This is a genomic window from Pseudomonas moorei, from assembly GCF_042846945.1.
Classification (GTDB): domain Bacteria; phylum Pseudomonadota; class Gammaproteobacteria; order Pseudomonadales; family Pseudomonadaceae; genus Aquipseudomonas; species Aquipseudomonas moorei.
In genome coordinates this window covers 4,041,866-4,054,647 of the sequence record NZ_AP035776.1, presented here as the reverse complement: position 1 = coordinate 4,054,647, position 12,782 = coordinate 4,041,866, and the positions used below count along the sequence as shown (strand labels likewise).

The 12,782-nt window shown below is 59.8% G+C and carries 12 protein-coding genes; 7 read left to right on the top strand and 5 right to left on the bottom strand.

Annotated features, from left to right (window positions below):
• Window positions 1–124 precede the first annotated feature (124 nt).
• The 3 genes from potE to ACGJAX_RS19160 all read left to right on the top strand — a co-directional run bounded on the left by potE (window position 125) and on the right by ACGJAX_RS19160 (window position 4,054).
• Window positions 125–1,471, top strand: coding sequence for a putrescine-ornithine antiporter (gene potE, locus ACGJAX_RS19170; RefSeq protein WP_390955731.1), 1,347 nt, complete (start codon window positions 125–127; stop codon window positions 1,469–1,471).
• A 41-nt stretch (window positions 1,472–1,512) separates the two neighbouring features.
• The gene (locus ACGJAX_RS19165; RefSeq protein WP_090322955.1) at window positions 1,513–2,418 is read left to right on the top strand and encodes an amino acid ABC transporter substrate-binding protein; all 906 of its coding nucleotides are present in this window, start codon (window positions 1,513–1,515) and stop codon (window positions 2,416–2,418) included.
• A 220-nt stretch (window positions 2,419–2,638) separates the two neighbouring features.
• Window positions 2,639–4,054: a DUF2252 family protein gene (locus ACGJAX_RS19160; RefSeq protein WP_390955730.1), complete on the top strand. Its 1,416-nt coding sequence runs from the start codon at window positions 2,639–2,641 to the stop codon at window positions 4,052–4,054.
• Between the two features lie 68 nt (window positions 4,055–4,122).
• Here the strand turns inward: ACGJAX_RS19160 and ACGJAX_RS19155 are convergent, their stop codons facing one another.
• From ACGJAX_RS19155 to ACGJAX_RS19135, 5 genes are all read right to left on the bottom strand, one after another.
• A complete protein-coding gene (locus ACGJAX_RS19155; RefSeq protein ID WP_390955729.1) occupies window positions 4,123–4,467 on the bottom strand; it encodes a cupin domain-containing protein in 345 nt (114 codons plus the stop codon).
• 136 nt (window positions 4,468–4,603) lie between these two features.
• Window positions 4,604–4,990, bottom strand: a complete 387-nt coding sequence (locus ACGJAX_RS19150) for a VOC family protein (protein WP_103405483.1) — start codon at window positions 4,988–4,990, stop codon at window positions 4,604–4,606.
• Window positions 4,991–5,082: 92 nt separating this feature from the next.
• Window positions 5,083–6,207 carry an S-(hydroxymethyl)glutathione dehydrogenase/class III alcohol dehydrogenase gene (locus ACGJAX_RS19145; RefSeq protein ID WP_390955728.1) on the bottom strand — a complete coding sequence of 375 codons (1,125 nt, stop codon included), beginning with the start codon at window positions 6,205–6,207 and terminating at the stop codon, window positions 5,083–5,085.
• A 114-nt stretch (window positions 6,208–6,321) separates the two neighbouring features.
• Window positions 6,322–7,290 carry an ABC transporter substrate-binding protein gene (locus tag ACGJAX_RS19140; RefSeq protein ID WP_090322962.1) on the bottom strand — a complete coding sequence of 323 codons (969 nt, stop codon included), beginning with the start codon at window positions 7,288–7,290 and terminating at the stop codon, window positions 6,322–6,324.
• A 153-nt stretch (window positions 7,291–7,443) separates the two neighbouring features.
• Window positions 7,444–8,283 (bottom strand): hypothetical protein, encoded by an 840-nt coding sequence (locus tag ACGJAX_RS19135; protein ID WP_390955727.1) that lies wholly within the window; start codon window positions 8,281–8,283, stop codon window positions 7,444–7,446.
• A gap of 116 nt (window positions 8,284–8,399) precedes the next feature.
• On the opposite strand from ACGJAX_RS19135, the gene ACGJAX_RS19130 reads away from it, so the two are divergent.
• The 4 genes from ACGJAX_RS19130 (at window position 8,400) to ACGJAX_RS19115 (ending at window position 12,769) form a co-directional block, all read left to right on the top strand.
• On the top strand, window positions 8,400–9,326 hold the full coding sequence (locus ACGJAX_RS19130; protein WP_390955726.1) for a LysR substrate-binding domain-containing protein: 927 nt from the start codon (window positions 8,400–8,402) through the stop codon (window positions 9,324–9,326).
• A 229-nt stretch (window positions 9,327–9,555) separates the two neighbouring features.
• On the top strand, window positions 9,556–10,365 hold the full coding sequence (locus ACGJAX_RS19125; protein ID WP_090322966.1) for a response regulator transcription factor: 810 nt from the start codon (window positions 9,556–9,558) through the stop codon (window positions 10,363–10,365).
• 106 nt (window positions 10,366–10,471) lie between these two features.
• Window positions 10,472–11,587: an ABC transporter ATP-binding protein gene (locus ACGJAX_RS19120; protein WP_247256987.1), complete on the top strand. Its 1,116-nt coding sequence runs from the start codon at window positions 10,472–10,474 to the stop codon at window positions 11,585–11,587.
• A gap of 39 nt (window positions 11,588–11,626) precedes the next feature.
• Window positions 11,627–12,769: a PotD/PotF family extracellular solute-binding protein gene (locus ACGJAX_RS19115; RefSeq protein ID WP_247256988.1), complete on the top strand. Its 1,143-nt coding sequence runs from the start codon at window positions 11,627–11,629 to the stop codon at window positions 12,767–12,769.
• Window positions 12,770–12,782: the final 13 nt, after the last annotated feature.

Genomic DNA, 12,782 nt, shown 5'->3' with positions numbered 1-12,782 from the left:
TTCAGAACGCCAAAAGCCATCTTCAATGTAGTTGGCGACAGAACTGTTCGATGGGCACTTTCCGGACCTTGAGTACGACTATCGGCACCAGGGTCAACGCGTAGGGCAGATCAAGGAGTTTTCGATGGCCGACTCAAGCAAAAAAATGAGCCTCGTGGGGCTCACCACACTGGTGACAGTGAACATGATGGGCTCGGGCATCATCCTGCTGCCGACGAGCATGGCCCAACTCGGTGCCGTTTCGTTGCTGTCATGGCTGGTCACCGCCGTTGGCTCCATGTCCATCGCCTATTGCTTTTCCCAGTGCGGCATCTACTGCCTGCGCTCAGGCGGGCTGTCGGCCTACACCGAAGAGGCGCATGCCAAATCGGGCTTCTTCCTCTGTTCGTATCTGTACTTTCTCTCCCTGGGCATCGCCAACGTGGCCGTCGCGATCTCGGCGGTGGGTTACATGACATCGTTCGTGCCCTGGCTTGGCAGTGGCGCGATTCCCCTGTTCATCGGCACGGTCGCCCTGCTCTGGCTCACCACCATCGCCAACTTCGGCGGCCCCGGCATCACCGGCAGGATCGGTACGATTACCGTGTGGGGTGTCATCATCCCGGTGGCCGGCTTGAGCATCATCGGCTGGTACTGGTTCAAGACCGACGTGCTGGTCGCCGCCTGGAACCCGAACAACCTGCCGATCTCCGAGGCCATCAGTAAAGCCATTCCCCTGACCCTGTGGGCTTTCCTGGGCATGGAGTCGGCGGCCCAGGCTTCCGATGCGGTGGAAGATCCCAAGCGCAACGTACCGCTGGCGTGCCTGTTCGGCACGCTGGGTGCAGCAGTGGTCTACATCCTGTCGACGACGGTGATCCAGGGGATGATACCCAACGCCGAACTGGCCAACTCGTCCGCGCCCTTCGCCCTCGTCTATGCCCACATGTTCAACCCCACGGTCGGCAACATCGTCATGGCGCTGGCCGTGATGGCCTGTGTCGGATCGCTGCTGGGCTGGCAATTCACCCTGGCGCAGACGGCCAAGATGACCGCGGACCAAGGCATGTTCCCGAAATTTTTCAGCAAGGTCACCTCCCGGGATGCGCCGATCATCGGCATGCTGGTCTGCGGCGTCTTGCAGACCCTGATGGCGCTGTCGACCATTTCACCCAATGCCAGCGCGCAGTTCGGCAAGCTCGTCAGCCTGGCGGCCGTGACCAACCTCATCCCCTACGTCACAGCCGCCACGGGCCTGCTGGTCATGATGTACAAGGCCAGGGTCAGTGCCGGGATCTATACGCGCAATACCGCGCTCTTACTGATCGCCGTGGCCTATTCGTTGTACGCCCTTTATGCCTGCGGCAAGGATGCGGTATTCGGTGGCCTCATTGTCCTTACCTTCGGCTACCTGCTCTACGGCTTCCTCTCCAAGCGTTTTGTCGCTCCGACTCCCGCCGCTCAGACCAGTACCGGCAATCCTCAGCTGTAACTACCAGGCAACACAGACATTCGAATGCGGGGCGCCAGGATATGAATGTACAACGGATCAAAGCCACCCACTTGCTACTTGCAAGCCTGCTCGCCGTGGGGCCGGTAGTGGCCGATGCCAGTACCCTTGAACGGGTGCGCACGAGCAACACCTTCACCCTCGGCTACCTGCCGGACCTGGCCCCGTTCAGTGCCCAGGCCGGCGACAAGGCCAGCGGTTATGCGATCGAGCTTTGTCTGAAAATCGCTGACCACGTCAAAGCCGAGTTAGGCTTGCCCGACATGCAGGTGCGTTACCAACCGGTCTCCGTCGACGACGAGATGACGGCCGTCAGCACGGGCAAGGTCGACATCCTCTGTACGCCCACCCCGCCCACGCTGGCGCGACGCAAGCATGTGAGTTACTCGATACCGGTCTACACCGCCGGCCTTTCGGTGGTGGTGCGCAAGGATGCACCCGAGACCCTGCTCAATGTCCTCAACGGCAATGTTGCCCGTACCGGGCCGACCTGGCGTGCGACGGTCAACCATGGGTTATCCGATCAAACCTATGCCACCATCGCCGGCGGAATCACCGAGGCATGGATTCGCCAGCAAATGCGCTTGCTCGGCGTGGTGGCGACCCTGATCACCGCCAAGAACATTGAGGCAGGCGTCAACCTGGTCGCCGAAGGCAAGGCCGATGCCTTCTTCGCCGAACGCATGCTGCTGAGCAACCTCCTGGTCACGCACCCATCCACTGCAAAACTGGTCCTGCTGGATCGGGTTTTCGAGTATTCGCCGACTGCGATGGCAGTGGATCGAGACGATGAAAACTTCCGTTTGCTGGTCGATACCGCTCTCAGCGAAATGTACAAGTCGGGCGAGATCGAACAGGCCTGCAACACTTACCTGGGAGGCATCAGTGACATGGCGAAAAAACTGTTCAAGCTCTACGCGATTCCTTAGAAGCAAGCCGCAAAAATCAGGCGACCCCGTCAGCGGAAGAAATAATCCCGCTCCTCTACCGGCCACGCCTTGATCAAGCTCGGGAACTGCTACGCTGAAACAATATTCTTAGGCACTTTTCAGGAAACCGGCACACGCACTTTCTGTGGGCTGATGGAGCAGTCGCATTACCAGATCCGGTGCCCAAGCGAGTCTGACTTCGTTGAGCAAAGGAGTGGACATGCCTCCCCGCAAAAACAGCTCTGCCCACAGCAGGAAAGGACACTCGGAAGACCACTGGGACGAGTTGGTCTTCCACTCGCGCAAGGAGCGTCTGTACGCAGGTGAACAAATACGCGAGCGCGTGCCCCATGCCGATCACGCCGTATGGAAACCGCCGCGCAAAAACCGAGACCCCATCGAACTCCTCGAAATCTCCAATCGCCATCGACTGCCCAATCTGGTGCCGGTGCGTTACGGCCGCATGGTGCGCAGTCCCTTCACATTTCTGCGTGGCTCTGCGGGCTTGATGGCGCATGACCTGGCCACGACCCCGACCACCGGCATTCAGGTGCAGTCCTGCGGCGATTGTCACCTGATGAACTTCGGGTTGTTCGCCACACCTGAGCGCAACCTGATATTCGACATCAACGATTTCGACGAAACCCTGCCCGCCCCCTGGGAGTGGGATGTCAAACGCCTGGCGATCAGTTTTGCCGTGGCCGCTCGGGATAACCGCCTCAGCGATAAAGACGCGCGGGCCATCGCCGTCGAGAGTGTTCGTGCCTACCGCGAACGGCTGCGCAAACTCTCCAGGATGAGTCCATTGGATGTCTGGTATGACCGACTGGATGCCCAATCGATCGTCGATATGGCGCCCAATTCAGAAACCAGGAAATTTCGCGAGCAAATAGTTTCTAAGGCCAGGCTGCGTGTCGGCGATTACCTCTATCCCAAGATCAGCAGCGAAGTCGGTGGACGGCGGCGCCTGATCGATCAACCCCCGGTACTTTTTCATGTGCACGAAAAAGGCTTCATGCAAAACGTGCGCATGGCCCTGCAGGATTATCGATTGTCGCTGCCCCATGAACGGCGCGTGCTTTTCGATCGCTATCGCCTCGAAGATGTTGCCGTCAAGGCTGTCGGGATCGGGAGCGTCGGGACCTATTGTTTCGTCGGTCTGTTCTTTTCCGCGGAAAATCACCCGTTGCTCCTGCAATTCAAGGAAGCCTGTCCCTCGGTGCTGGCGCCCCATGCGGGCAAGAGCGAGTACGAGAATCAGGGCCAGCGCGTCGTCACCGGACAGCGCCTGATGCAGTCGTCCAGCGATATCTTCCTGGGCTGGACACGCGGCCAGAACGGTCGCTACTTCTTTGTCCGTCAGTTGCGTGACATGAAAATGTCAGCGCCCATCGAGAACATATCCACTGCGCGAATGAAGTTGTACGCCGAATTGTGCGGCCTGATCCTGGCCCGTGCCCACGCCAAATCAGGGGATGCCGCGCTCATCAGCGGCTACCTGGGCAAGACGGACTCCTTCGACCAGGCCATCGGCAAATTTGCCCTCGCTTATGCCGATCAGAATGCCAAAGACCACGCCAAGCTGCTGGCCGCAGAGAAATCGGGGCGGATCAATGTGTTGAGAGAAGAAGAGTGATGAAGCCGACTTAAGCGGGGCCGCCGCAAACGCCCGTCGGCTTGCCCGTGAGGATGTCCGGCTTGAGCTTACGTTTGCCTGACAATATCGACCGAGATCTCACACGCCGCGACTGTTCCCCTGTTCTCAAGCCAGTGAGTGGTGTTCCGGTCTTCGGGCCAACCCACTCCCGGACCATAGTCCGTGGCCATTCCATTGCGATGGTCAGTGATCGTTCCTTGCAATATGTAGACGATGCCCGGCCGATCGATATGGTTGTGCACCGGCCCGAACACGCCTCCAGGCTCGATGGTCACCATCCGCATTCTTAGCAGGCGCCCGGCCATGCCCTCGATCTCGGGTCCCAGGTCGATCGTTGCGAGTAACTGCACCGCAACCCCCTTCGTTTCAGGTGCCATCTGTTCGTTGCTCATCATGCGCTCCTCTCTGTATCTGCAGGCCCTAATGAGCAGTAGACACCTTAAAAGGCCTGAGCAGTCGAGAGGCGACCAAGGGTCGATTTCGTCGAGTCGTGAAAGGCGAGGCTTGAATCAAGCCTCGCCCTGAAGCTTACCAGGCAGGTTTGAAGCAATACGCCGCCAGCTTGTTGCCGTCGAGGTCGCGGGCATAAGCCGCATAGGCATTCGGCGCCCAGCCACGAGGACCCGGTGCGCCTTCGTCGGTGCCGCCATTGGCCAGTGCGGCGGCGTGGAACGCATCGATCGCGGCGCGATCCGGCGCTTCAAAGCTGACCGTGACACCGTTGCCCACGCTGGCCGGGGCGCCGTTGGCCGGTTTCAGCACGAAAAAGGACGGTGCGTCCTGGCCCCAGATCGAACCATTGTCGTCCAGGTCGGCGAGGCGCTTCTGGCCCAGGGCGCCGAGTACTTTGTCGTAAAAGTCGCGGGCTTTTTGCAGATCGTTGGTGCCGACGGTGACATGGGTAAAGATGCTCATTGTGATGCTCTCTCTGTTCAAAACATGGTGGGTGGGTAGTGCGTTTGTCGACCGGGCGCCGTCTGTCCAGGACCCTCGCCAGGCCGGTTGAATCAGCGATCGAAATGAATGACGGTGCGGATGCTGCGGCCTTCATGCATCAGGTCGAAGGCCCGGTTGATGTCTTCCAGGCCCATGGTGTGGGTGATGAAGGTCTCCAGCGGGATTTCGCCCGTCCGGGACTTCTCGACATAGCTGGGCAGTTCGCTGCGTCCTTTCACGCCGCCAAACGCCGAACCGCGCCAGACGCGACCGGTCACCAACTGGAACGGACGGGTACTGATTTCCTGACCGGCACCGGCGACGCCGATAATCACCGACTCGCCCCAGCCCTTATGGCAGCACTCAAGCGCGGCACGCATCAGATCGACGTTGCCGATGCATTCGAAGGAGTAATCGACGCCACCCTCGGTCATCTCGACGATCACTTCCTGGATGGGCCTGGCGTGATCCTTGGGGTTGATGAAGTCGGTGGCGCCCAGTTGCCTGGCGATTTCGAATTTGGCCGGGTTGATATCGATGGCGATGATGCGGCCGGCCTTGGCCATGGTGGCGCCGATGATCGCCGCCAGGCCGATGCCACCCAGGCCGAAGATCGCCACGCTGGCGCCCTCTTCCACCTTGGCAGTGTTGAGCACCGCACCGATGCCGGTGGTCACGCCGCAACCGAGCAGGCAGACCTTGTCCAGTGGCGCATCCTTGGGGATTTTCGCCAGGGAGATTTCCGGCAGCACGGTGTATTCGGAAAAGGTCGACGTGCCCATGTAGTGAAAAATGGGTTGGCCCTGGTAGGAAAAGCGGCTGGTGCCATCCGGCATCAGGCCTTGGCCCTGCGTGGCCCGGATCTTCTGGCAGAGGTTGGTCTTGCCGGATCTGCAGAATTTGCACTCGCCGCATTCCGGGGTGTACAGCGGGATCACATGATCGCCCACCGCCAGGGAGGTCACACCCTCACCGACGGCTTCGACGATACCGCCGCCTTCATGACCGAGAATCACCGGAAAGAGCCCTTCCGGATCGGCACCGGACAGGGTAAAGGCATCGGTATGGCAGACACCGCTTGCCACGATCCGGACTCGCACTTCCCCCGTCTGTGGGGGTGCCACATCGACTTCGACAATTTGCAGGGGCTGGTTCGCCGCGAAGGCCACAGCCGCTCGTGATTTGATCTTGTTCATAAAATTCCGCACGCAAAAAGAGACCGCCTCTGGCAACAGAAGCGAGAAAACGCAGTAGTGATGGGTGTTTGCAAGAACGTTAAAGGCGCCGGGCATCCTTGCCCTCATTGCCGATTAAAGCGCTGCCTGGATTTTGCTGGCGACGGCTTCATCCACCCAGGCGTGCCACACCTCAGGGTGTTCCTTGAGGAAGATTCTGGCCAGTTTGGGCGACTCGATGCGTTCCTTGGTCATCCTCGCCAGGTTCTGATTCAACAGTTCGATGGGAATATTGACCTTCTCCAACACCGCCACCAGCTCCGGGGCCTGCTCATTGAAGGCTTTGGAAATGCCGACTTTGGTCACCACGTTTTTGTCGACACCCGGCTTTTCTTCCAGCCGTATCGCATCGATCTGTCCCATCAGTGGCGTCGGCGACCAGTAGTAGAACAGCACCGGTTCACCACGCTTGTAGCTGGACAGTACCGCGGCATCCAGGGCAGCACCGGTTCCAGGGCGGAAGTTGATGAAGGTGTTTTCAAGACCGTAGTCTTTCAACATCTCCGTGTTTTCCTGCTCACAGATCCAACCCGCCGGGCAGTTGTAGAAGCGTCCTTTGGACGGTTCTTCCGCGTCACGGAAAACCTCGGGGTATTTGCTCAGGTCGGCGACCGTCTTCAGGTCTGGCGCCCGCGCCGGCTTGTTGCGTTTCGCGTCGCCTTCGACCACATAACGCGGCACGTACCAGCCCTGGACCGCACCGATGATCGGCGAACCAATCGCAATGACCTTGCCGGCCGCCGCCGCCTTTTTCCAGACCTCACTGCGCTCCATCCACTCTTCGCCGAATACCTGGATGTCGTTGCTGGCCAGAGCGGTCTCAAGAATGATGGTATTGCCGACCAACTCGTCGGTTGCACAGCCGTAACCTTCCTTGAGCACAATCTTCATGATGTCGGTGAGCAGCATCCCGCTCTCCCAGTTCAGACCGGCAAACTTCACCGGCTTGCCCGAGTCACACCACCCGGCCGCCTGGCTTGAAGCACTGGCAACGAGCACGCCAAGGGTGAGTAACGAGGCCAGCAAATTCTTCCTGTATTTCATGATCAGACGCTCCGAAATTATTATTGGGGGCAGCGAGCTGTTGCGTGCGGCACAAACGGCAAACGAGACCACCGATCTAAGGTGGCAAGTGCCTGTGCAAACACGTGAAGCGAAGAAGTGAATCGATTGTTTTTATTGTAAGGGGTGCTGAACCTATACCAGCGGCTCTACCGACGTACGTCCGTAGAACAATTTGCGCGCATAGTCGCTGAACTCGACATTGGGCTGATCCACGTAGGCAAATACCGCGTTGAGCCTGAGCCTGTCGCCGACCACCGGCGTCACACGGTGCAGCGAGTAACGACCACGGAACAATGTCAGGGTCCCGGGCACCTGCGGCAGAACTTCTATTTTCTGTGTGGCCGGGTTGTCGAGGAATTGCCCGACCGCGTCATAGCAATCGTCGTTCTCGTTACGCAGCATGCGTACATATTCAAAGTCGCCACCGGCAGTCGCCGCCTGCAGAGACAGCGTCACGCTGAAGTCGGAACGATCAAAGTGCCAGCCAAGCTGTTGCCCCGCCGTAAAGCCCTGCAGGTTAAGTGCGGCCAACGGATCCGCATGGCGATAGAGCACGTCCAGATTCAGTACATCGCGAATGAACGAAAGCACTTCGTCCGACTGGTAAATCTGCCGGATCAGATGGTCTGTCGGGATATCGGCGTAGGCGACCGTATCTTTCTCGGTGTTCATCAACCGCCGCAGTGGATGCGCCGGGTCAACGCTTTCGTCCTGAGGCTTGAAATACACCGTGTGGTTTTCACGGAAATGGAACATGCGGGGGTGCAGCGCCAGGGTCTGATCCGCCAGGGTGCCGACCACATCATCGCGGACAAACCCCGGGAAGATCGCAACGCCTTCCTCGCCGAGCAACGATTGGCTGCGGGTGACCAGTTGCTGATACGCCGGATTGCTTCGATCGGTGATGGGATAACGCTCAAGGTCGACAATATCGCCCAGAGCGACTGCAGGGGTGAAGGCAAGCGTTGTCATGTTTGTTGTTCTCCGGTGGGCTGTTGTTGCTGAAACCAGATTGCACCGGAGCAAAAAACAAGTCACGCTCATTATTTTACGCAAATTTGTGAATTATTTTCAGGTCGCGCCCACCTATGAGACTTACCCTTGATCACCTCGTGATGTTGCAAACCCTGTCGGAAGTCGATTCAGTGACCGCCGTTGCCGAACGCTTATGGCTGACCCCTTCCGCCGTCAGTCACCGTATGCGCGAGGCGGAGCGGCGCATCGGCGTGAGCCTGACAGAACGTTCGGGAGGCAAACTGAGGCTCAGCCCCGCAGGCGTGCGCCTGGAGCGCGCCGCCAGAGACATCATCGCGATTCTCAACGAAGCCGAGTCCGAAGCTCGATCCATGGCCGGCGGTGTCACCGCTTTCGTGCGCATGGGCGTCACCTCCTACGGCCCGTTCCGCTGGATCCCCAAGTTCATCAAGCATTATTCGAACTTGCGCCCGGACATCGAAATCACCCTGGTGACCGTGCCGCGCAACGACGTTTACGCGAGCTTGATGCAGGGCCGGCTGGATGTATCCATCATTGATGACGGCATGGTGCCCAGCGGTGTCGCCAGGTTGCCGCTGTTTCGCGACGACTTGATTGCGATCATGGCCACCGATCATCCTCTGGCAGGAAGAAAGAATATTTATGCCGAAGACTTCAAGACCTACAACCTGGTGACCTATTCGACCGATCGCGCCAGTGGCTGGGAATATGATCGCTTCTTCGCCCCCGCCAGCATCTTGCCGCGGCGCATGATCACCGTGGAGCTGATCGAAGCCATCGTCGAACTGGTTCGCTCAGGGTACGGAATCAGCATCTTGCAACGGGATTTGGTGACCCCCAGCCTGGAGCGCGGGGAACTGGCCTGGGCCGCCCTGAATGACGGTCTGGACATTGCCTGGAATGCAATTATTCGCCCTTCGGAACAGCAAGACAGCGAGGTCAACAAGATGGTCAAGGAACTTGATACCTGGATCAAACAGGTACAAAACCCCGACACAGCGCCAGCTCTCCACACTTGATCTTTAATCGGCCGGCGCCAAAACCGACACTTTTCATCAGCCCCATGTTTGCTGTCCCCTGCGCGACGGGGTGAATCATTAACCGAAGTTGTAGCACTCGGTAACACCCGGCCCCGTCGCGGTGCATTTTCTCAGCGTCTTTTCCATGACCTGCCCTGCTCCACAAGGCCAACGCCGCCATGGCGTACTTTGTGCATCTTGTCGCGATCCACCCCTGCCTGAAGTCACCATGCGCCCCAAGGAACTGAAACTCTGGACCACCGGTGTCGCCCACTTGCTGGACCTGCCCGCCGGGCACGCGCGGCTGTCGGGCCTTAGCCACTGGTTGCGGCAAGTATGCCCGGTCGATCATTTCGTCTTGTTCGTCTACGAAGGCAATCACCGACCCTTGGCGTTGTTCGACACCTTCTCGGCGGACAAGCGCGCGGTGTATGTCGACGACTATCAGTGCGGACCGTATTTGCTTGATCCGTTCTACCTGGCCTGTACGCGCGGGCAGGCGCCCGGGTTGTGGCGATTGCGCCAGTTTGCGCCCGACCACTTTTACCTCGGCGAGTATTACCTGACTTACTACCAGCAAACCGGTCTGGCAGAGGAAGTGGCGTTTTTCGTCGACCTCGGGGCCGGTGCGACGGCGGTGCTGTCGTTGATGCGCTCCTCGGCCAGTTGCGCATTCAGCCGTGACGAAATGCAGTTGGTCGAGTGCGCGCAAGCGGTGGTCGAGCAGGTCATCAATGAAGCCTGGCGCCTGCGTCAGGCCCAGCAACCACGACCTGCGCAGGATCTGGACTTCAAGATCCGCGAAGCCTTCGATCAGTTCGGCGCGCACATCCTCACCGGGCGTGAGCAGGAGATTGTGCAATTGCTGTTGCGCGGTCACTCCAGTGCCTCGGTCGCCGAACAACTGAACATCAGCCCGGGCACGGTGAAAATCCATCGCAAGAATATCTACGCCAAGCTCGGCATCGGCAGCCAGTCGGAATTGCTCGGGCTGTTTATCCGCGACCTGACTGGCCAGGAACTGGTCGTCGACGTCTGACACCTGAAAAACGACTCTATCCCCCAAGGGATATATACGCCGCAAAACCCGCATTGTTAGTTTGGCCCCCGACGCAATGATTCATCACTGCAAGGGAGCCCGCCTCGTGAACGACAACCCGCCAAGCGATATCGAATTCTGCAATGTGGTCAAACGCTATGGCCAGGTGCAGGCCGTCAATGGTTTGAATTTCGCCGTGCGGCGCGGTTCGTTCCATTCCTTCCTCGGCGGCTCGGGCTGCGGCAAAACCACCACCTTGCGCATGATCGCCGGTTTCGAACAGCCCACCAGCGGTGAAGTGCGCCTGGCGGGCAAGAGCGTGGCCGGCGTGCCGGCCTTCGAGCGGCCGGTGAACATGGTGTTCCAGCATTACGCGCTGTTTCCGCACCTGACCGTGGCGCAGAACATTGCCTATGGCCTGCGTTATCGCACGCCGCGCCCCGACAAAAAACAACAGCTGCGCATGGCCGATGAAGCTCTGGAAATGGTGCGCCTCAGCGGCTTCGGCCAGCGCAAGCCGAGTGAGCTTTCAGGCGGTCAACAACAGCGCGTGGCCCTGGCCCGGGCGCTGGTCAACAAGCCCACCGTGTTGCTGCTCGACGAGCCACTGGCGGCGCTTGACCGCAAGCTGCGCAAGGAGATGCAGTCGGAATTGCTGCGCCTGCAACGCGAAGTGGGCATCACCTTCGTGCTGGTCACTCACGACCAGGAAGAAGCCCTGTCCATGAGCGACAGCATCAGCGTGATGCACAACGGCTCGATCATCCAGACCGCCACCCCGGAACAGCTGTATGAGGCACCGGCCAGCCGCTACGTGGCTGACTTCATCGGCGAGTCCAACCTGTTCAACGGCACCGTCCGCCATCTGAACGGCAGCTCGGTGGTTCTGCGCACCGAGCAGGGTCTGGAACTGTCCAGCCCGCTGACGCCCACCGGCAAGGCGCTGAGCGCGAACGCTGAAGGCTGCATCGCCGTGCGTCCGGAACTGATCAGCATCGCCGGTGCCAGCGCCGACATGGCGCGGGAAGTGACCCTGCACGGCTGTGTGGAGGACCGCATTTATCTGGGCAACACCACCGAATACCGCGTACGCACCCAGGCCTTCGGCGTGGTTTGTGTGCGCGTGCCGCGCCAGCAGGACCACGGCGCCAATGCATTCGAACACGGCGCGGCAGTGCGCGTCGGCTGGGATCACGCCAATGGCCTTGCCATGGCGTTGTAAGTCGTCGATTCGTTTCATCAACCGGATGGGGAGCGTGCTATGGACCAGAAGACCTTTATCAAAACCCTGCGCAGCTGGCAGAACGGCTCGATCAGTCGCCGCGACTTTCTTGGCCGCACCGGCCTCGGAATCGCCGCGGCGGTGGTCGCCACCCACATGCCCGGCCTGCTGACCTCCACGGCCGAGGCCGCCGAGCAAGGCAAGCTCGGGGATCGCCTGTCGCTGGCGACCTGGCCGAACTACCACAGTCAGGAAAACCTCGACGCGTTCGCCAAGACCACGGGGGCACGGGTGTCGATGAGCGTGTTCGGCTCCAACGAAGAAATGCTCGCCAAGTTGCAGGCCGGCGGCAGTGGCTGGGACGTGCTGGTGCCGACCAACTACACCATCAGCACCTATGTCGGCCTGGGCCTGATCGAACCGCTGGACCTGTCGCGCATTCCCAATTTCGATGCCTCGGCGTTCCAGCAGAAGTTCATGGCCCAGGGCACGGTCGACGGCAAGGTCTATGCGGTGCCGAAGAACTGGGGCACCACCGGCATGCTCTACGACACCGGCAAGCTGAAGAACGGCCCGACCAGCTGGAAAGAATTCTGGGCCGCCGCCCAAGGCCCCGCCAGCGGCCGCACCATGGTCCACGACTATCAACTCACCGCCATCGGCAACGCCCTGAAAAGCTTCGGCTACAGCTTCAACTCCCTGGACCCGAAAGAACTGGCCGATGCCGAAAAACTGCTGATCGAAGTCAAGCCACACCTGTTCGCCATCAACTCCGACATCCAGCCGTCGATGCGCAGCGGCGATGCCTGGCTGGCCATGTCGTGGACCGGTGACGCCTCGCAGCTGCATCGCGATAACGCGCAGATGCAGTTCGAGCTGGGTAAGGAAGGCGGTGAGCTGTGGAGCGACTTCTTCGCCATTCCGAAAAACTCGGAGCACAAGGACGCCGCCTACGCCTTCATCAACTACCTGCTCGATCCGCAGCACAACAAACTCGAAGTGCTGAGCCACGGCTACCCGAGCGGTGACAAGCGGGTCGATGCGCTGCTGCCGACGGCCATGCTTAATGATCCGATCATGTACCCGGCCGCCGAAGCCCTCAGCCCACTGGAATTCGGTGCGGCAGCGACGCTCACCAGCCCGGCCCGCGCCGAACTGATGGCCCGTTTCAAATCCGCCTGATCACTTGCCATGG